At 42.7% G+C, this 18,318-nt stretch carries 13 protein-coding genes, 7 tRNA genes and 1 pseudogene; 13 read left to right on the forward strand and 8 right to left on the reverse strand.

Going from position 1 to position 18,318, the window contains the following annotated elements:
* The first annotated feature begins 24 nt into the window (after positions 1 to 24).
* The 6 genes and pseudogenes from pstA to BM739_RS09215 all read left to right on the forward strand — a co-directional run bounded on the left by pstA (position 25) and on the right by BM739_RS09215 (position 6,836).
* Entirely contained in the window at positions 25 to 1,683 is a 1,659-nt protein-coding gene (gene pstA / locus BM739_RS09190; protein WP_076539877.1) for a phosphate ABC transporter permease PstA, read from the forward strand.
* A 28-nt stretch (positions 1,684 to 1,711) separates the two neighbouring features.
* Complete coding sequence (pstB, locus tag BM739_RS09195; RefSeq protein ID WP_076539879.1) at positions 1,712 to 2,530, forward strand: phosphate ABC transporter ATP-binding protein PstB; 819 nt, start codon at positions 1,712 to 1,714, stop codon at positions 2,528 to 2,530.
* A 77-nt stretch (positions 2,531 to 2,607) separates the two neighbouring features.
* The gene (gene phoU / locus BM739_RS09200) at positions 2,608 to 3,318 is read left to right on the forward strand and encodes a phosphate signaling complex protein PhoU (protein WP_076539881.1); all 711 of its coding nucleotides are present in this window, start codon (positions 2,608 to 2,610) and stop codon (positions 3,316 to 3,318) included.
* Positions 3,319 to 3,526: 208 nt separating this feature from the next.
* Positions 3,527 to 4,090: pseudogene (locus BM739_RS09205) on the forward strand (DUF502 domain-containing protein); the annotation flags it as partial.
* 292 nt (positions 4,091 to 4,382) lie between these two features.
* A complete protein-coding gene (locus BM739_RS09210) occupies positions 4,383 to 6,353 on the forward strand; it encodes a BCCT family transporter (protein WP_076539883.1) in 1,971 nt (656 codons plus the stop codon).
* A gap of 126 nt (positions 6,354 to 6,479) precedes the next feature.
* Positions 6,480 to 6,836, forward strand: coding sequence for a YajD family HNH nuclease (locus tag BM739_RS09215; RefSeq protein ID WP_076539886.1), 357 nt, complete (start codon positions 6,480 to 6,482; stop codon positions 6,834 to 6,836).
* Between the two features lie 101 nt (positions 6,837 to 6,937).
* On the opposite strand, the gene BM739_RS09220 is transcribed toward BM739_RS09215, so the two are convergent.
* The gene (locus BM739_RS09220) at positions 6,938 to 7,168 is read right to left on the reverse strand and encodes a DUF1289 domain-containing protein (RefSeq protein WP_076539888.1); all 231 of its coding nucleotides are present in this window, start codon (positions 7,166 to 7,168) and stop codon (positions 6,938 to 6,940) included.
* 230 nt (positions 7,169 to 7,398) lie between these two features.
* On the opposite strand from BM739_RS09220, the gene BM739_RS09225 reads away from it, so the two are divergent.
* The 7 genes from BM739_RS09225 to megL all read left to right on the forward strand — a co-directional run bounded on the left by BM739_RS09225 (position 7,399) and on the right by megL (position 16,800).
* Complete coding sequence (locus BM739_RS09225) at positions 7,399 to 8,697, forward strand: chemotaxis protein (RefSeq protein ID WP_368483155.1); 1,299 nt, start codon at positions 7,399 to 7,401, stop codon at positions 8,695 to 8,697.
* Between the two features lie 58 nt (positions 8,698 to 8,755).
* The gene (locus tag BM739_RS09230; protein ID WP_254843524.1) at positions 8,756 to 10,084 is read left to right on the forward strand and encodes a methyltransferase; all 1,329 of its coding nucleotides are present in this window, start codon (positions 8,756 to 8,758) and stop codon (positions 10,082 to 10,084) included.
* A gap of 253 nt (positions 10,085 to 10,337) precedes the next feature.
* A complete protein-coding gene (locus tag BM739_RS09235; RefSeq protein ID WP_076539890.1) occupies positions 10,338 to 11,387 on the forward strand; it encodes a 3-oxoacyl-ACP synthase III in 1,050 nt (349 codons plus the stop codon).
* 49 nt (positions 11,388 to 11,436) lie between these two features.
* Entirely contained in the window at positions 11,437 to 12,321 is an 885-nt protein-coding gene (locus BM739_RS09240) for an alpha/beta fold hydrolase (RefSeq protein ID WP_076539893.1), read from the forward strand.
* 69 nt (positions 12,322 to 12,390) lie between these two features.
* Positions 12,391 to 14,106, forward strand: a complete 1,716-nt coding sequence (gene oleC / locus BM739_RS09245) for an olefin beta-lactone synthetase (RefSeq protein ID WP_076539896.1) — start codon at positions 12,391 to 12,393, stop codon at positions 14,104 to 14,106.
* Positions 14,107 to 14,172: 66 nt separating this feature from the next.
* Complete coding sequence (gene oleD / locus BM739_RS09250) at positions 14,173 to 15,222, forward strand: 2-alkyl-3-oxoalkanoate reductase (RefSeq protein ID WP_076539899.1); 1,050 nt, start codon at positions 14,173 to 14,175, stop codon at positions 15,220 to 15,222.
* 408 nt (positions 15,223 to 15,630) lie between these two features.
* Positions 15,631 to 16,800 carry a methionine gamma-lyase gene (gene megL / locus BM739_RS09255; protein WP_083698114.1) on the forward strand — a complete coding sequence of 390 codons (1,170 nt, stop codon included), beginning with the start codon at positions 15,631 to 15,633 and terminating at the stop codon, positions 16,798 to 16,800.
* A gap of 130 nt (positions 16,801 to 16,930) precedes the next feature.
* On the opposite strand, the gene BM739_RS09260 is transcribed toward megL, so the two are convergent.
* The 7 genes from BM739_RS09260 to BM739_RS09290 form a co-directional block, all read right to left on the reverse strand.
* Positions 16,931 to 17,007, reverse strand: a tRNA-Met gene (locus tag BM739_RS09260).
* A gap of 39 nt (positions 17,008 to 17,046) precedes the next feature.
* Positions 17,047 to 17,123, reverse strand: a tRNA-Met gene (locus BM739_RS09265).
* 40 nt (positions 17,124 to 17,163) lie between these two features.
* A tRNA-Met gene (locus BM739_RS09270) sits at positions 17,164 to 17,240 on the reverse strand.
* 53 nt (positions 17,241 to 17,293) lie between these two features.
* Positions 17,294 to 17,370: transfer RNA gene (locus BM739_RS09275), tRNA-Met, on the reverse strand.
* Between the two features lie 114 nt (positions 17,371 to 17,484).
* Positions 17,485 to 17,561: transfer RNA gene (locus BM739_RS09280), tRNA-Met, on the reverse strand.
* 106 nt (positions 17,562 to 17,667) lie between these two features.
* Positions 17,668 to 17,744, reverse strand: a tRNA-Met gene (locus BM739_RS09285).
* A gap of 221 nt (positions 17,745 to 17,965) precedes the next feature.
* Positions 17,966 to 18,042: transfer RNA gene (locus BM739_RS09290), tRNA-Met, on the reverse strand.
* Positions 18,043 to 18,318: the final 276 nt, after the last annotated feature.

An 18,318-nucleotide genomic window follows, 5' to 3' on the forward strand; every position in this document is an offset into this window, starting at 1 on the left:
CAATCGCCTTGAGAGGTTTGTGCAATGGGTAAGTGGTTTAAATCAGGTTCTCCATGGATTTGGATGACCGGCGGTGCGGTGAGCATTTGTTTGATTGCAGTACTGGGTTTGTTGTTATTGATCGCGTGGCGCGGCTTAAGTTACTTCTGGCCTGCCGATATTTATCAATGGCAGCTAGAAGACAATAATGGCGTTAAAACAACCCTAATTGGTGAAATCTACGACCGTGAAGAAGTGCCCACTGAACGTTTAATTGCAGCGGGTCATCAGTTTGACGAACATCCTGGCGAGTTTGTGACTCGTTACTTAGTTAAAACCGGTAACCGTGAATTTGTTGGCTTAGATTTTCGCTGGATCCTTGGCACCGATATTGTCAGCCGTGAAAAGCCAGCTGATGTGGCCATGCTCGAAAGGACTAAAAATGGTAACTTTTACGGGTATCCAATTGCAGTCATTGAAGACGGTAAGCGCTTAAATATTACCGGCGAGGACATTGAAACTTCGTTAGTCGCTCATATCAAGCGTGCAGTCGATATTGCTGATGAGGCGCTGGCACTGCAAAAGTCTGAAATTGGCTCAGTGAACTATGCCTTAGAGCGTTTACGCCTAAAAGAGCGTAAATATGAACTGGATGGCAAACTCACCCCAGCCATTAAAGCTGAGATGGACGCCCAAGCAGAGCAGTTAAACCAAGACTACTTAGTCATGGAAAAAGACTTATTTGCCCTGCGCGACAAAGCGGCTCGAGATTCAGTGGTTGTGCGTGATATGCGCGGTGAAGAGGTCACCTTAAAACTTGATAGCGTGCTTGATGTTAGCTATGTCAATCACATGAATATCGTTGATAAACTCGGTCATTGGTTTGTGGGCATGGGGCGTTTTATTAGCCAAGACCCACGTGAAGCTAACACCGAAGGCGGCGTGTTCCCTGCTATTTTTGGTACGGTATTTATGGTGATGCTGATGGCGGTTATCGTGACCCCATTTGGCGTAATCGCCGCAATTTATTTACATGAATACGCCAAAAAAGGGCCTATTACTAAGATGATCCGTATTGCGGTGATTAACTTAGCCGGTGTGCCATCAATCGTTTATGGTGTATTTGGTTTGGGCTTCTTTGTGTATATGCTTGGTGGCTCGTTAGATCAGCTGTTTTACCCTGAAGCATTGCCTGCGCCAACGTTTGGTTCACCAGGGGTGATTTGGTCAGCCTTAACATTGGCTATTTTGACTTTACCTGTGGTGATTGTATCTACGGAAGAGGGCTTAAGCCGTATTCCAAGTGCCGTGCGTCAAGGCAGCTTAGCCTTAGGGGCAACCAAATTTGAAACCTTATGGCGCATTGTTATTCCAATGGCAAGCCCTGCGATTATGACCGGACTTATTCTTGCCGTCGCCCGCGCAGCAGGTGAGGTAGCACCATTGATGTTAGTTGGCGTGGTAAAACTCGCACCGACATTACCGATTGATATGAACTTCCCGTTTGTGCATTTAGAACGTAAGTTTATGCATCTTGGGTTCCATATTTATGACGTTGGCTTTCAAAGCCCTAACGTTGAAGCGGCGAGACCATTGGTTTACGCGACTTCATTCTTATTAGTATCTGTGATTGTGACACTTAACTTAACAGCAATTAGTGTACGTAATCACTTACGTGAAAAATTCCGTTCGCTAGAACATTAATTAGCGATATCCTGAGGAAAATACAAACATGATTTCAATTGATCAACGCGCAACTAAATCTGACATTATTGATTTAGCAAACTTACCCGCACAGGATACTGCCCTAGAAATCCGTAACCTTGATTTACGTTATGGTGATAAGCAGGCGTTATATAACGTTGGAATGAAAATTCCTAAAAAACAAGTCACAGCCTTTATTGGCCCAAGTGGTTGTGGTAAATCAACCTTACTGCGTTGTATTAACCGCATGAATGACTTGGTTGAAACCTGTAAAATCAGTGGTGAAATCTTACTGAACGGTCAAAACATCTATGACAAAAAAGTCGATGTCGCTCAGCTGCGTCGAAATGTCGGTATGGTATTCCAGCGCCCAAATCCATTTCCTAAATCAATTTATGAAAATGTGGTTTATGGCCTGCGCCTCCAAGGGGTGAGTAATCGCCGCGAGCTAGACGAAGCTGCAGAAGTGTCATTACGTGGCGCTGCGATTTGGGATGAAGTGAAAGATCGCTTACACGATAATGCTTTTGGCTTATCGGGTGGTCAGCAACAACGTTTGGTTATTGCCCGCGCTATTGCCATTGAGCCTGAAGTGTTATTGCTTGATGAACCCACATCAGCACTGGATCCTATTTCAACCTTAACCATCGAAGAGCTGATCACTGAGCTTAAATCGAAATACACTGTAGTGATAGTAACCCATAACATGCAACAAGCGGCGCGGGTTTCTGATCAAACCGCCTTTATGTACATGGGCGAGTTGATTGAATATGCGGATACCAATACCATTTTCACCACGCCGCAAAAGCGTAAAACCGAAGATTACATCACAGGTCGTTACGGTTAATCATAACGAAGTGAGTAAGCTGGCGCTTATGGCAAGTCATTGGTGCGAAAGTTAGCGATAATTAAGGTAATAAAGTAATGGAAAACAAAAGTTTAAATAAGCATATTTCTGGACAGTTTAATGCTGAATTAGAAGATATTCGTAACCGTGTTTTGGCTATGGGTGGTTTAGTTGAGCGCCAACTTGAACAAGCCCTTGATGCTCTTGGTAGCTTAGATGCCGATCTTGCTCAAAAAGTGATTGATGGCGATCACCGCGTAAATGGCATGGAAGTGTCAATTGATGAAGAATGCACCCGCATTATTGCTAAACGTCAGCCTGCGGCAAGTGACTTACGTTTGATTATCACCATCACCAAAACGATTACCGATCTAGAACGCATTGGCGATGCTTGCGTGCGTATTGCTAAAGCGGCGTTAGATAAACGTTTGAACAATCAGCAGCCATTATTGGTGAGTATCGAAAACATGGGCCGCCATGCCACTCGTACTTTGCATGCCACCTTGGACGCCCTTGCGCGTATGGATGCTGATAATGCCTTAGAGTTACACAAAGAAGATGCCAAACTGGACAAAGAGTATGAAGGGATTATTCGTCAGTTAATGACCTATATGATGGAAGACCCTCGCTCAATCCCTGGGGTATTAGATGTACTTTGGGCTGCGCGGGCGGTTGAGCGTGTAGGCGATCGCTGTAAGAATATCTGTGAGTACATTATTTATTTCGTTAAAGGTAAAGATGTTCGCCATACTTCCTATGAAGAGATGGAAAAAGATCTAAACATGTAAGCTATGCTTACCTGCAAGCAAAAAATAACAGTCTCATTATGATTAATGGGACTTTTTTATTGCTGTCACTTTTATGCTGCTAGTGCTAATGCTGTGAGCCAACTCACAAAAGTTAATTAGCCTTTGCTCAACAAGGGGGCTAGATAGGCTGGATCAATAGCAAACTGTGTTAAAATTTCTGTAATTCCTCGCTCGTTTTGTAGGCTCAATGAAAAACACCCTTTCTCGCGGTTTAACTAACTTATTGCCAATGGCACTGAGTCTGTGGTTATTCTGGTCATTATTTATTTCTTTAGATGGTTTAGGCCATTTATTGCTGGATATTGTTGATTTAGAAAACAGCTTTGTTGGCGCCGGATTTATTTTGGTGGCAGTGCTAGTGTTTATTTCAGGACTGTTATTTTCATTTAGCCCATTTGCTTGGTTATACGCTTGGCTTGAACGTCAATTAATGAAGTTTCCGCTGTTTAAATCTGTCTATGGCAGTATTCGTGATATTGCGAACTTAATGAAACGAGACGGTAAGCCAAAGAATCAAAAAACCGTATTAATCAAGCAAGCCAATGGCGGTTATGTGGTTGGCTTTATCATGAATCAACAGGCGCCTAAGCCGCTCACTGATGCGCTACCGGAAGGTGATTGGGTACCAGTATTGTTTCAGCTTAGCTACCAAATGGCTGGGGTGACGAGTTTAGTCAAGCGTGAAGACTTAATTGAAGTTGATTGGTCATTTGAAGATGCAATGCGCTTTAATTTAACCGCGGGGATCTCGATTGCTAACGGCAATACTAATACAAACGCTAACGGCAATACTGATATCAACACGAATGCTAGCGGCAATGCGACTAGCGATGAAGCGTCAGCTAATGAAACGTTGGCGTCAGATAATCGCACTTCAGCAACTAAGAAATAGTGCTTTAAAATCCCAATGCGCGCGAGTACAAATTTACCCCTTAATGATTACGTTAAACGCAATCCAATAGAACAAGCCTATACTTATGCAATTGTCAGCGCAATTGTTACCTATGTAGCTGTGTTCATTATCCTATTTACAGGTCTCAATCATGTTTAAGAAAGCGAGTATTAACCCTCCGGTTTTCTTCCCATCAGTATTGCTTATTTTTGTCATGGTATTTATTTGTGCCGTTTGGCCAAATGAAGCGAGCCAATTTTTTAAAGCCATTCAAAGTTGGTTAGAAGTTAAAGCGGGCTGGTTGTATATTGTTGGGGTGGCTATTTTCCTCATCTTTATTATTTTTGTCATGATGAGCCGTTTTGGTGACATCAAACTAGGTCCAGATCATTCCGTGCCTGATTACAGCTTTAAAAGCTGGGTATCTATGCTGTTTTCAGCAGGTATGGGTATTGGATTAATGTTCTTTGGCGTGGCAGAGCCAGTGATGCATTATTTAGCCCCTCCTGATGCAACGCCTGAGTCATTGGAGGCTGCAAAAGATGCCATGAAGATTACTTTTTACCATTATGGCATCCATATTTGGTCAATCTATGCCGTAGTAGCCTTAAGCTTAGCGTACTTCTCATATCGCCATAAACTGCCATTACTGCCGCGATCTGCTTTATATCCACTCATTGGCGAGCGTATCTATGGTCCTATAGGGCATGCTGTTGATACGTTTGCGGTGATCGGTACCATGTTTGGCGTAGCAACCTCATTGGGCTTTGGGGTGCTACAGGTCAATTCAGGCTTAAGTTATTTAATCGATGGTTTGCCAAATAACATAACCGTGCAAATTATTATCATTATGGCGATAACAGCCATTGCAACGGTTTCTGTTTTTGCAGGCTTAGATAGAGGCGTTAAACGTTTAAGTGAGCTTAACCTTGCGTTAGCACTGCTATTGCTTGTGGCAGTTTTAGTTCTTGGACCAACGGTGCTGTTACTGCAAGCATTTGTACAAAATACCGGTGGTTATTTAAGTGATATTGTGGGTAAAACTTTTAACTTATACGCTTACGAGCAAAAAGATGATTGGCTTGGTGGCTGGACATTATTGTATTGGGGCTGGTGGATCTCATGGTCACCATTTGTGGGTACCTTTATTGCCCGTGTCAGCCGTGGGCGTACTATTCGAGAGTTCTTAGTCGGGGTGTTATTTTTCCCAACGGGTATCACTTTCCTGTGGATGACAGTATTTGGTAATAGCGCCATTGATATGATCAGAAATCATGGGGCGAGTTATCTATCGGATGCGGTTTCTAATGATGTATCGGTGGCCTTGTTTCGATTTTTTGAGCACCTGCCATTTTCATCAGTCTTATCCATCATTGCCATATTCTTAGTGGTAACATTTTTTGTTACTTCATCAGATTCTGGCTCATTAGTGATTGATAACTTGACCTCAGGCGGCAATGAACAAGCGCCAGTAGGCCAGCGAGTTTTTTGGGCGATACTGCAAGGGGTTGTCGCGAGCGTATTATTACTCGCTGGTGGCTTACAAGCGTTACAAACAGCAGCCATTGCCAGTGCAATGCCAATCATGATTGTGATGCTATTGATGTGCCTTGGCTTGTATAAAGCTTTACAAGATGATCGCTTGAAATTAGAAAGCGTGCAGCAACACAATACCAGTGTGCAATTTGCTAAAGCCAACATGAGCTGGGAAGATCGTATTGATGTACTGGTGTCTCATCCCAGTCAAGAAGATGCCCAGCGATTTTTGGATAACATAGCTAAGCCCGGACTTGAACAAGTCAGGCAAATATTTTTAGCCAAAAATATGCCAGCGGTTATCACCCAAGATGATGAAAGGGTACGTTTATTGATTGGTAATAACGAAACCCTGCAGTTTGCTTATGGGCTGCGTATTCGCGCATTTACCATGAATGGTGCCGATGTCGAAGGCTTTGCTAGTGAGCAAGATTATTATCGGGTGGAAGTATTCTTAGAGCACGGTGGTCAGCATTACGATGTGATGGGTTATACCCAAGAGCAAATTATTGCAGATATCGTTAATCAATATGAGCGCTATTTACACTACCAGCATTTATCTAACTCTGAGTTAGTGACTTACTAGCGACAGCTTGTTTTAAGCGGCGATAGTATTACTCAAGCAGTGTAATTGTGATAGAAAACATTGCCCCAACCGATAACAGCGCTTATCCTTGGGGTAATTTTGTAATGAAAGTAAATTGGAAAGTCGATGTCAGCTACTCAAAGTAAATTAGATAAAGTATTAGCAGAAGCCAGAGATTACAAAGCCACGCGTGAAAAAGGCTACCGTGAACAAGCCTTAAAACTATATCCTTGGATTTGTGGCCGTTGTACGCGTGAGTTTACCCATAAGAATTTATCTGAGCTGACGGTACACCATGTTGACCATAACCATGATAACAACCCGTCAGATGGCTCTAACTGGGAATTGTTATGCTTGTATTGCCACGATAATGAACATTCTCGATTTGAAGAGTTAATTCGTTATGGCAATACCACTGAAACCAAGCAAGAAGCGGCAACCTATAATCCATTTGCTGACTTAAAAGCAATGATGAAAAAGTAGCGTTGTTTGCTGATATTCAAATGAAAAGCCCATATTTATGGGCTTTTTTGTGCTTGGCTGAAAGCTTTATTGCTCCGCTTTACAATTCAAAGCTTTTCAATTTAAGGCTGTTCAATTTCCGCTTGGGCTTTTAACCACTTCTCACGGCTAATGATCTGGCTATTACTGCCGCCTTTCATTTGCGCCTTTCGCTGTGGCAGTTGTTGCCATACCGCTTGTTTTTTCTCTTCACTGGCTTGTCCCCAGCCGACAATTTCATTGATGTGGCGAAAACAGCCCATGCAGTAATCTGCTTCATTTAAGCCGCATTTGGCGACGCAAGGTGAGTGCATTGTTAATCCTTTATCGTGTCTAAAATCTCGCCATTTATTGATTAAACCATATAGACAAATTAATTAAATAAAACTAGGCTGAGACTAGCTGTAGTTTATTGAATTTATTAGGTTGTTTGTAAGTTTAATTGGTTGTAACTATGGCTTTGTTGTCAGTGTTTAGTTGGTTTTTTGCTATAATAAATAGCCAACTTGCTGCTTTATTGTGTCGCTATTGCGTGGAGAGTACCATGAAATCATGGTTTAATTTAGCTGTAAAAAATCTTGCTAGCCTGAGTCGTCATTGCTGGGTGGCTCAGCCTCAACCCCTTATTATCATCTCTAAAAAACTGCTCAGTCTTATGAGTATCGGCTTGTTATCTTTAAGTTTAACGGCATGTTCGCTGTTAGAAGTGAAGCTTGAAAGTGGTGTAGAGCCGTTACCTAAAGAGCAGATAAACATGCGTATGTTTAGCCGTGAATTTAGCTATAGTTTTTATGCTGAAATTGAAGCCACCGCAGACCGCATTGCAGCTAATAGCGATGATGACAACATTAGAGCCAACACCTTAATGTGGAAAATTTACGCTGAGCAAAGCTTGCAGCGAGCGATATTCCAAGCCTCTCCTGTCGCGGCAATGTTAGATACTTGGGTGCTGACCGAGCAGATGAAGCAATTTTATGAAACCGGTGCAGGCAGCGAGTTATTTGGTGAACAACAGCAGTTAGCCATAGATACCAGTGATAAATTAGCAGTTCAATTCGCATCAACGGTAAAAGGCTTTATTAGCAGCCAAAAATTCAAAAATAACCAAGCATTTGTGAGCCAATATGTGGCAGAAAACCCGCTTGAGGACATTACCTTTACCCGTACTACCGCCTTTAATGCCTGGTTAGCTTTTAGCAATATTTCAGAGTTTGAAGCCATTACCACTTTCGGTTCAATGCCTGAGGTGATGAGCGATATGTCTGATCGCATGGCGATGACCACAGAGCAGATGCCAAAAATTCTTGGCTGGAAAGCAGAGTTGTATGCACTGCATGCTGATGTGAGCGCCGCAGATATTGAATTAGCCCTTAAAAATATCAGTGAAACCACTAAAAAATTCCAGCAGTTAATGCAGCAAACCCCAGAAATGATGACCATGCTCGCCAGTGATATGCGCGTAGAGTTAGCGCCATTATTAGATCAACTCAGTGATGTCACAGATGATAAGCTACAGCAGTTATCAAAAGAGCGTGAGTCACTCGCCTTGATTATTGTTCACGAGCGAGAAGCTTTGGTGCAAATGATTGCTGATGAGCGCAGCGCTGCCATTCAAGATTTGGATGCACTAACCCAAAAAACCGTTGAATTAGTGTTTGCCCAAGTGATTGAGCTCATTAAAAGCGTGATTGTGTATTTCATTTTATTCTTAATTGCGATATTTTTTGCGCCCCTAGCGATAGGTGTTTGGTTAGGTAAACGCATGGCGGTTAGAAAGTCTGAGCCTAAATATGACCCTAAATCCAACCCTAAATCAGCTATCAAAGTCGCAGCGAGTGAGTAGTTACTGTGATTGATGATGGTGTAAATCATCAATCACATCAATAAACCATAGGATGCCAATGAGCACACAGATTGCCATGAACTGCGCGACAGACGCTAACAATTGTAGCGACAATAGCGCCAAGCTAGCCCAGCTTAGCGAGTGCTTATTAAAGCTAAATAGTTTGTGGCAAGTTAAAGCCTTTGATTGTCAGCAATTACCTTGGGCCGAGCAGTTTCCTTGCTTAGCCGCAAAGGTTTGGGCCATAGCTGATACTGATATAGAGGCATTAGATGTGGCTCAAGGGGCCTTGGTGTCAGCGTTACTGCCGTCATTAATGCAAGATATGCAGCTCTTAGGGATCAACATTGATGGCTTAGCCACGATGTTAAGTGCATCGGCAAATGGTGATGTATCACTCACGACATCAGAAGCCAAATTGTCTGGAAAAAACTGTGCCGAAATAGGCCTATCAGACACAGAGCTTAGCCATTTCAGCGCCCATATCAAAGGCCGAAAGTGGCAGCAAATAACTGCTTTTTCTGCGCATATCCCTAAAGGAAGCCCGATTGTTGAATGGTGTGCAGGTAAAGGCCATTTAGGGCGTTACATTGCTAAAACCCATCAAGTTAAGGTTAGCAGTTTAGAGTGGCAACAAAGCCTGTGTGAGCAAGGCCAGCAGTTTGCAGACAAGTGGCAATTGTCGCAGCAGTTTCATTGTGTTGATGTGTTTAACTTAGCCAGTAGTGCATTAGGGGCTAACCCGCTAAGTTCAGAGCAACATGCCATTGCCTTACATGCCTGTGGTGATTTACATGTAAGGCTGCTGGAGTTAGCCGCGCAGGCAAACACCAAACAAATCTCGTTTTCACCTTGTTGTTATCATCTTATTCAAGCTGACTACTATCAGCCGCTATCCCATGCTGCAAAAAGCAGTGGCCTTAAGCTATCGCGACATGATTTACAGTTGCCGCTGCAGCAAAGTGTGATTGCCAATGACAAGCAGCAAGCATTACGACATCAAGAAATTGCTTGGCGTTTAGGCTTTGATAGCTTGCAGCGTGATATTAGCGGCACAGATCGCTATCTGCCGATCCCCAGTGTTAAACGAAGCCAGTTATCGGCATCATTTAGCGAGTTTTGTTATTGGGCTGGGGCGCAAAAGCAAGTCAATATTGACGGCGTAACTGACTTTGATGCCTATCTTGCTAAAGGGGTCGCGAGACAAAGGCTAACTCAGCGCATTGATTTAGTCGCGCACCTATTTAGGCACGCTTTAGAGCAGTGGTTATTACTGGATAGAATGTGCTTTTTGCAAGAGCAGGGTTATCAAGTTGCAGCGGTTGAATTTTGTGCAAACGATATCACCCCCCGAAATTGGCTTATTCAGGCTGAAAAATTAACCTAATCAAATAATTCTGTTCGAATAGTTTCCTAAGGTACTGTTAAATAGTTTTTATTTTAAACCCTCTTGATTAACCCCTTTAGTGATACAGTTAATACGCCAGCAATAAACTGTGGCTTTGGTAGATTTATATACTGCTAATTGTGGTTTTGTATTGAATATTGAAGCTTTTCTTGTTCAAATGGCGGGTTAGTAGCAAATACCAATAAATTCGGTTGCCTAAGGCGACCTTAAAGTGAGCGATTGATACGGTTTCATGAAATATTCCCGCGTTTTTATTAATAGTATGGCCTATGAGTTAGCACCCCAAGTGGTGTCTAGCCTTGACCTAGAATCTCGTCTTGCGCCGCTTTATCAAAAGTTTCGTATTCCAATGGGGCAATTAGCCGCTTTAACCGGTATTAAGGAACGTCGCTGGTGGCCAAAAGGTTATCGTTTATCTGACGGCGCTATCAGTGCTGCCCGTAAAGCGGTTGCTGAAACTGGCATCAATGTCAGTGATTTAGGGGCCGTTGTTTACACAGGCGTGTGCCGTGATCAACATGAGCCTGCAACTGCGTGTCGCGTTGCTGCCGAACTTGGCGTGTCTAAAGATACGGCGATTTATGATATCAGTAACGCTTGTTTGGGCGTGCTTTCTGGCATTTTAGATATCGCTAACCGTATTGAGCTTGGGCAAATTAAAGCCGGTATGGTGGTGTCTTGTGAATCGGCGCGCGATATTGTTGAAGTCACTATCGACAATATGCTCAATGAACCGACAATGCAGAATTTTGCCCAATCGCTAGCGACCTTAACCGGTGGCTCTGGCGCGATTGCGGTTATCTTAACTGACGGTAGCTTACCGCTTAAAAATACTCGTAATCATCAGCTATTAGGTGCCAGCCACTTATCGGCGCCTGAGCATCACGAGTTATGTCAGTGGGGCCTACAAGAAACCAGTCAAAAGTTATATCGTGAGTTTATGCGTACCGATGCGGTCACCTTACTTAAAGAAGGGGTTGATCTGGCTAAGCATACTTGGGAGCACTTCTTAACTCAGCGTGAGTGGTTAGTGGATCAAGTTGATAAAGTGATTTGTCATCAAGTGGGCGCATCAAACCGCAAACAAGTGTTAAATGCTCTCAATATTCCTCATGAAAAAGAATTTCCAACTTATGAAACCTTGGGCAATATGGGCACGGTTTCGCTGCCTGTAACAGCGGCGATGGCCCACGACCAAGGCTTTTTAAAATTAGGCGATCAAGTGAGCTTTCTAGGCATAGGCAGCGGGTTGAACTGTATGATGCTGGGCATCAAGTGGTAATCATTTCGCTGGTTATAGAATAAGTATTATAAAAATTGTAGGAAGCATCATGTTAGAAAATCTGTTGCCTTTTGATAGCCATTATTTAGACCGCAGTGGTAATAAACTTCATTATGTTAATGAAGGCCAAGGTGAGCCAGTGGTTATGGTTCATGGTAATCCAAGCTGGAGTTATTACTACCGTAACTTGGTCAGCGCATTAAGCACCAATTATCAGTGTATTGTGCCTGATCACATTGGTTGTGGTTTATCGGATAAGCCTGATGACCCACAATACGACTACACATTAGCAAATCGTATTGATGATTTAGAAGCGCTGTTAGATCATTTAGATGTCAAAGAAAACATCACCTTAGTGGTTCATGACTGGGGCGGAATGATTGGTATGGGCTATGCTGCCCGTTATCCTGAGCGCATTAAGCGCTTAGTATTTTTAAACACTGCAGCATTTCACTTGCCTGAATCTAAGCCTTTTCCTTGGGCATTATGGGTTTGCCGCGAAACTATTTTAGGGACGTTTTTGGTCAGAGGCTTTAATGCCTTTTCATCGATTGCATCTTATGTGGGTGTAAAACGTCAGCCAATGGCCAAAGCAGTGCGCGAAGCCTACGTTGCGCCATTTAATAGCTGGAAAAACCGGATTTCGACCTTACGTTTTGTGCAGGATATTCCATTAAAACCTGAAGATCGTAACTATGAGTTAGTTTCAAATATTGCTGATAGTTTATCTAAGTTCTCTGAAGTGCCAACGCTGATTTGTTGGGGGCTACAGGATTTTGTATTTGATAAGCACTTTTTAGCAAAGTGGCGTCAATATATGCCCCATGCGCAAGTAAGAGAGTTTGATGACTGTGGTCATTATATTCTTGAAGATGCTAGCGAAGATGTCATTGGGCTTATTCAGAACTTTATGGCTAATAACCAGCAAAGCTAAACAGCGATCTTGGGCGTGATGAGATACTGATTAATCACGCCCAAGTTATAAACCAATGACATCAGGCTTATGACATTAAAAACGGCTAACATCTGTCGGCATTTACAAGATGCTGCAAATAACTTTCCTTCTCAATTAGCTGTCGCGGTGCAAACAGCGACATCTGCCAATCAAGCCACTCACGCTTTAACTTATCAAGACGTCGATTTTGGCTCCCTAAACCAACAATCTGATGATATTGCCTATCGTTTAAATGCCTTTGGCCTTCAAGCTGGCATGAAAGCTGTGTTGATGGTGACTCCAAGCATTGATTTTTTTGTGCTGACATTTGCGTTATTTAAAGCGGGCGTCATTCCTATTTTGGTTGATCCTGGTATGGGGGTTAAAAACTTAAAGCAATGCTTTGAAGAGTCACAACCTGATGTATTTATTGGTATCCCTAAAGCCCATATTGCCAGAAGAATATTAGGCTGGGGTAAATCGTCGGTTAAGCTTTGCTTAAATGTGGGCGGCAGTAAGATCCAGCGTTGGTTATCGGGCGCGGTGAGTATTGATGCCTTGCCGCAGCCTGATTCATCGGCGGGTAAAACTTACCCCATGGTCAAACTAAGTGATGATCAAATGGCGGCAATTTTATTTACCAGTGGCAGTACTGGCACCCCAAAAGGTGTGGTGTATTCACATGGCATGTTTGAAGCGCAAATTAGCGCCCTTAAACATGATTACGGCATTAAGCCCGGTGAGCGCGACTTAGCAACCTTTCCATTATTTTCATTATTTGGCCCAGCGCTGGGTATGGCATCGATTGTGCCCGCGATGGATGCCAGTAAACCGATAACGGCTAACCCTGAGTATTTGTTCGCAGCGATTGAGAAATATCAGTGCAGCAATATGTTTGTCAATCCAGCATTGCTGGAGCGCTTAGGCGCCGCTGCTGAAACTAAAACCGCAGCCCAAAACCAAGCATTTACATTACCGAGTGTTCAGCGAGTCATTTCAGCTGGCGCACCAGCAACCATTTCATCAATAAAGCGTTTTAGCAAAATGCTGGCAAGCGCAGTTGAGGTGCTCAACTCTTATGGGGCGACAGAGTCTTTGCCGATCAGCATGATGCCAAGCAGTGAACTGTTTAACACCACAGCCGCAACCGATGCGGGTAAAGGTATTTGTGTGGGCAAAGCCATTGATGGTGTTGAGATCAGCATTATCGATATTACTGAGTCAGTTATCAGCCATTGGGATGAAGCTGATATTTTGCCTGTAGCAAAGATTGGTGAAATTGTCGTCAAAGGACCTATGGTAAGCCGTGAGTATTATCATCGCGATAGTGCAACTAAGCTGGCCAAAATTACTGATGCTGACGGTATTCGACACCGTATGGGCGATGTCGGTTACTTGGATGACTTAGGGCAATTATGGATGTGTGGCCGCAAGGCCCATCGAGTTGATCAAACGGCAAAAGGTCGCCTAAGTAAACGCTACTTTTCAATTCCCTGTGAGCGGGTATTTAATACCCATAAGCAAGTAAAGCGTTCCGCACTGGTGAATATTGACATTAATGGCAATATCGAACCACTGTTATGTGTCGAACTTGATAAAGCCATGAGTTGCTCAAACACTAAAGCGCTATACCAAGAGTTACTGGATATCGCTGAAAAACATACACATACAATGGGTATTTCACGTTTTCTAATTCATCCGGATTTTCCTGTGGATGTCAGACACAACGCGAAAATATTCCGAGAAAAATTAGCTGTGTGGGCTCAAAAACAGTGGAAAGAATAGTGCAAAGCATTGGTAAGATGTTTGCCAACAATCAAATTTTATTAGCGTTCTCAATTAGGTAAATACATGCTTGAACTCGAAATGTTATTAAAGCCAGAACAGGCAGCCTTAGCTGCGCTTAAAAGTCGGGTTAACAAAGTATTTGTCACTGGCGCAGGTGGTTTTTTAGGTAAAGCGATTTGTACTCGCCTGCGAGCTGCAGGCATTGAAGTTAATGGTTTTGCTCGTGGCCAATACCCGGCATTAACGGTGATGGGCGTTAACATGTATCAAGGTGATATTAGCGATTCTGATGCGCTAGCAGCGGCGATGCAAGATTGTGATTTAGTGTTTCATGTGGCGTCAAAAGCCGGGGTTTGGGGCGACAGAGACAGCTATTTTGCCCCTAACGTTAATGGCACCGCGAATATTCTGCGTGCGTGTAAAGCATTAAAGATCAATCATGTGGTTTACACCAGTACCCCAAGTGTCACCTTTGCGGGTGAAGATGAAGCCGGTATTGATGAGTCTTATCCTTATGCCGCGAGTTTTTTAAATTATTATGGCCATTCTAAAGCCATTGCTGAAAAAATGGTGCTAGAAGCCAATGGGCCGCAGCTGAAAACCACCGCATTAAGACCGCATTTAATTTGGGGGCCTGAAGATCCACACTTGGTACCAAGAGTGATCGCGCGGGCGAAAATAGGCAAGCTAAAGCTGGTGGGTAAACAAGATAAGCTAGTTGACACCATTTATGTTGATAATGCCGCTTATGCGCATATTCTTGCGGCAGTAGACTTAACGCAACAAGCCAAAAGTGCAGGTAAGGCATATTTTTTAAGTAACGATGAACCTATCACTATGGCGGCAATGCTCAATAACATTTTAGCCTGTGTTGATATTGCTCCAGTGACGAAACGAGTACCTACAGGTGTGGCGTATAGCGCAGGCGTGGTATTAGAAACCATCTATAAAATACTTGGTAAACAGCAAGAGCCGATTATGACAAGGTTTGTCGCAAGACAATTATCCACCTGTCATTATTTTGATATTAGCGCCGCTAAAAACGATTTAGGTTATGAAGCGCTGATCAGCATTGACGAAGGTATGTTGCGCTTAAAAGCATCACTAAATTAAGTCGCTAAATTAAGTCGCTAATTTAAGTTGATATTTAAATTATCAAACGGGATTACCAGTATACATATTGTTGCTGGTGATCTTGTTTCACCACATCAGTTGTATGTTATCTGTCATTATCATTAAATCGCTGTGTAAATCACTAATCACTAATCACTATAACCACTATAACCACTAGAATCCTCGTTGAGCCATTGTTTATAACCGCAGTTATAATCTATTACTTTAATCCTTAAAAACAACCTCTTGCGCCCCATGCTTTGTTGTGATGTAACATTGTGTTTACAATGTGAGCAATATGAATAATCGCTAAACTATTGGTTAAAATTTTCAGCGCGCTATCTTAAATTCCTGTCCACACACATAGTAAAAATAATTTAAATTCATATGTGGACCTGGGAGAGCGAGATGCCAGAACAATGGAAACCTGCCACAGTAGCGATTCATGGTGGCCATATAAAGGAAGCTTTTGGCGCATTAGTCACGCCACTTTATCAAAGTGCCACCTTCGTGTTTGATAATGCCCAGCAGGGCGGTGCTAGGTTTGCTGGTGACGAGCAAGGCTATATTTATACGCGTCTTGGTAACCCAACTACCGCAGAGTTAGAACGTAAAATGGCCTTACTTGAGGGGGCTGAATCTGCCGCTGCATGTGCCTCTGGCATGGCTGCAGTTTCAGCGGCATTAATGACTCATCTAGAAGCGGGCGATCATTTAATTTCATCAAATGCGGTGTATGGCTGCACTTTTGCTTTGTTGAGTACCCAGTTAAAACGGTATAGCGTGGATACCACATTTGTAGACTTTTCAGATCCCTTAGCAATTGAAGCGGCAATTCAACCTAATACTAAACTGATATTTTGTGAGAGCCCAGTCAATCCGCATTTACAAGTATTTGATTTAAATGCGATAGCAGCTATTGCAAAGCGCAATAATTTGATAAGTATTGTTGATAACACCTTTATGACGCCTTTATTGCAACAACCGCTGACTTTAGGAATTGATATGGTGATCCACAGTGCAACCAAATACTTAAATGGTCATGGAGATGTGATTGCAGGCATTGTTTGTGGAACAGAAGCGCATATTCATCAATTAAAATACCAAATTCTTAAAGACTTTGGCGGCGTTATTTCACCCCATGATGCATGGTTAATTTTAAGGGGGTTAAAAACCTTAGATGTCAGATTAAGCCGTCATTGTGACAATGCTGAAAAGTTAGCTGATTATCTTAATCAACATCAAGAAGTGAGCCGTGTTTTTTATCCCGGACTTGAAAGCCATCAAGGCTTTAAATATGTCGGCAAACAAATGCGCCGAGCGGGTGGGGTAATCGCCTTTGAATTAATAGGCTCCAAACAAGATGCGATTAATTTTGTAAATCAATTAAAACTGTTCACGATAGCCGTGAGTTTGGGCGATGCGGAGTCACTTATTCAACATCCTGCATCAATGACCCATTCGCCCTATACGCCCGAAGCGAGAGCAGAAGCGGGGATAACCGATAATTTATTACGAATTTCTGTTGGGTTAGAAAATGTAGAAGATTTGATTATGGATATTGAACAAGCTTTATGATTTTTAATGGCAAACAGCGTTTCGAGAAACTGAGGATCTTAAAATAGACGCAATAACATTTTTGTTAAAATAAGTTTGAAATATAATTCTGAAATTTTAGAAGAGTAAAAAAATTGAAAGGTTTATTTAATGGTTGCGGGAGCTGGATTTGAACCAACGACCTTCGGGTTATGAGCCCGACGAGCTACCAAACTGCTCCATCCCGCGTCCGATTTAAATATTTTATTTACTTGTCATTGTGAAAATTGGTTGCGGGAGCTGGATTTGAACCAACGACCTTCGGGTTATGAGCCCGACGAGCTACCAAACTGCTCCATCCCGCGTCCGATTTAAATATTTTTATTTACTTGTCATTGTGAAAATTGGTTGCGGGAGCTGGATTTGAACCAACGACCTTCGGGTTATGAGCCCGACGAGCTACCAAACTGCTCCATCCCGCGTCCGATTTTAATGATTTTTACTATGACACATTGACTATAACTATAATACTAATTGGTTGCGGGAGCTGGATTTGAACCAACGACCTTCGGGTTATGAGCCCGACGAGCTACCAAACTGCTCCATCCCGCGTCCGATTATATAGTTCTATTAAGTCAAGTGGTTGCATTTGCTCTATTAGAGCCAATGAACTTTGCCGATTTATATGAATTGAGCCCGACGAATTGTCAGCTTAATCAAATAAATTGGTTGCGGGAGCTGGATTTGAACCAACGACCTTCGGGTTATGAGCCCGACGAGCTACCAAACTGCTCCATCCCGCGTCCGTACTTAATAGTTTGTTGTTTTTATTGGTTATGAATACTGATTTGAGTCAATAATATACTTCAATTTCATTAACTAACTGAATTAATCAATTCGCTAATTTATTGGTTGCGGGAGCTGGATTTGAACCAACGACCTTCGGGTTATGAGCCCGACGAGCTACCAAACTGCTCCATCCCGCGTCCGAATAAAAACAAACGTGCTTAAACTTCTTTTGCAACCAAGATTAATTGGTTTTGGGAGCTGGATTTTATCCAACGACCTTTGCCAGTTTATATTAGCTGAGCCCGACTATTTGTCTGCTAACTAAGATTAAATGGTTGCGGGAGCTGGATTTTATCCAACGACCTTTGCCAGTTTATATTAGCTGAGCCCGACTATTTGTCTGCTAACTAAGATTAAATGGTTGCGGGAGCTGGATTTGAACCAACGACCTTCGGGTTATGAGCCCGACGAGCTACCAAACTGCTCCATCCCGCGTCCGTTTAAGCGGGGCAGACTATAACGGCCAATCATGTTGTTGGCAAGTCATAATGACAACTTTATTACTGCTTGCTGACTTACTGAGCACCAATAGCAAAAAATAGCGGGTTTATATGGCAGATAGCCCTGTTATAGCCGTAGTTTTGAAACAGAAATGAAAGTTTACTCACCAATACAGGGCTATATCGGCAATGAATTGTATAAAATGTGGCAATTAACAGACATTTTCACACCTAATATCGGTTTAGGTATATAATGCATGCTTAATTATAT

The organism is Shewanella sp. UCD-KL21, assembly GCF_001957135.1.
Classification (GTDB): domain Bacteria; phylum Pseudomonadota; class Gammaproteobacteria; order Enterobacterales; family Shewanellaceae; genus Shewanella.

Excerpts from the sequence above, each read along its gene's own strand:
- oleD (WP_076539899.1), top strand. The coding sequence starts at position 14,173 with ATGCTTGAACTCGAAATGTTATTAAAGCCAGAACAGGCAGCCTTAGCT.
- BM739_RS09225 (WP_368483155.1), top strand. The coding sequence starts at position 7,399 with ATGAAATCATGGTTTAATTTAGCTGTAAAAAATCTTGCTAGCCTGAGT.
- oleC (WP_076539896.1), top strand. The coding sequence starts at position 12,391 with ATGACATTAAAAACGGCTAACATCTGTCGGCATTTACAAGATGCTGCA.
- phoU (WP_076539881.1), top strand. The coding sequence starts at position 2,608 with ATGGAAAACAAAAGTTTAAATAAGCATATTTCTGGACAGTTTAATGCT.
- BM739_RS09235 (WP_076539890.1), top strand. The coding sequence starts at position 10,338 with ATGAAATATTCCCGCGTTTTTATTAATAGTATGGCCTATGAGTTAGCA.
- BM739_RS09210 (WP_076539883.1), top strand. The coding sequence starts at position 4,383 with ATGTTTAAGAAAGCGAGTATTAACCCTCCGGTTTTCTTCCCATCAGTA.
- pstB (WP_076539879.1), top strand. The coding sequence starts at position 1,712 with ATGATTTCAATTGATCAACGCGCAACTAAATCTGACATTATTGATTTA.
- pstA (WP_076539877.1), top strand. The coding sequence starts at position 25 with ATGGGTAAGTGGTTTAAATCAGGTTCTCCATGGATTTGGATGACCGGC.
- BM739_RS09215 (WP_076539886.1), top strand. The coding sequence starts at position 6,480 with ATGTCAGCTACTCAAAGTAAATTAGATAAAGTATTAGCAGAAGCCAGA.
- BM739_RS09230 (WP_254843524.1), top strand. The coding sequence starts at position 8,756 with ATGAGCACACAGATTGCCATGAACTGCGCGACAGACGCTAACAATTGT.
- megL (WP_083698114.1), top strand. The coding sequence starts at position 15,631 with ATGCCAGAACAATGGAAACCTGCCACAGTAGCGATTCATGGTGGCCAT.
- BM739_RS09240 (WP_076539893.1), top strand. The coding sequence starts at position 11,437 with ATGTTAGAAAATCTGTTGCCTTTTGATAGCCATTATTTAGACCGCAGT.
- BM739_RS09220 (WP_076539888.1), bottom strand. The coding sequence starts at position 7,168 with ATGCACTCACCTTGCGTCGCCAAATGCGGCTTAAATGAAGCAGATTAC.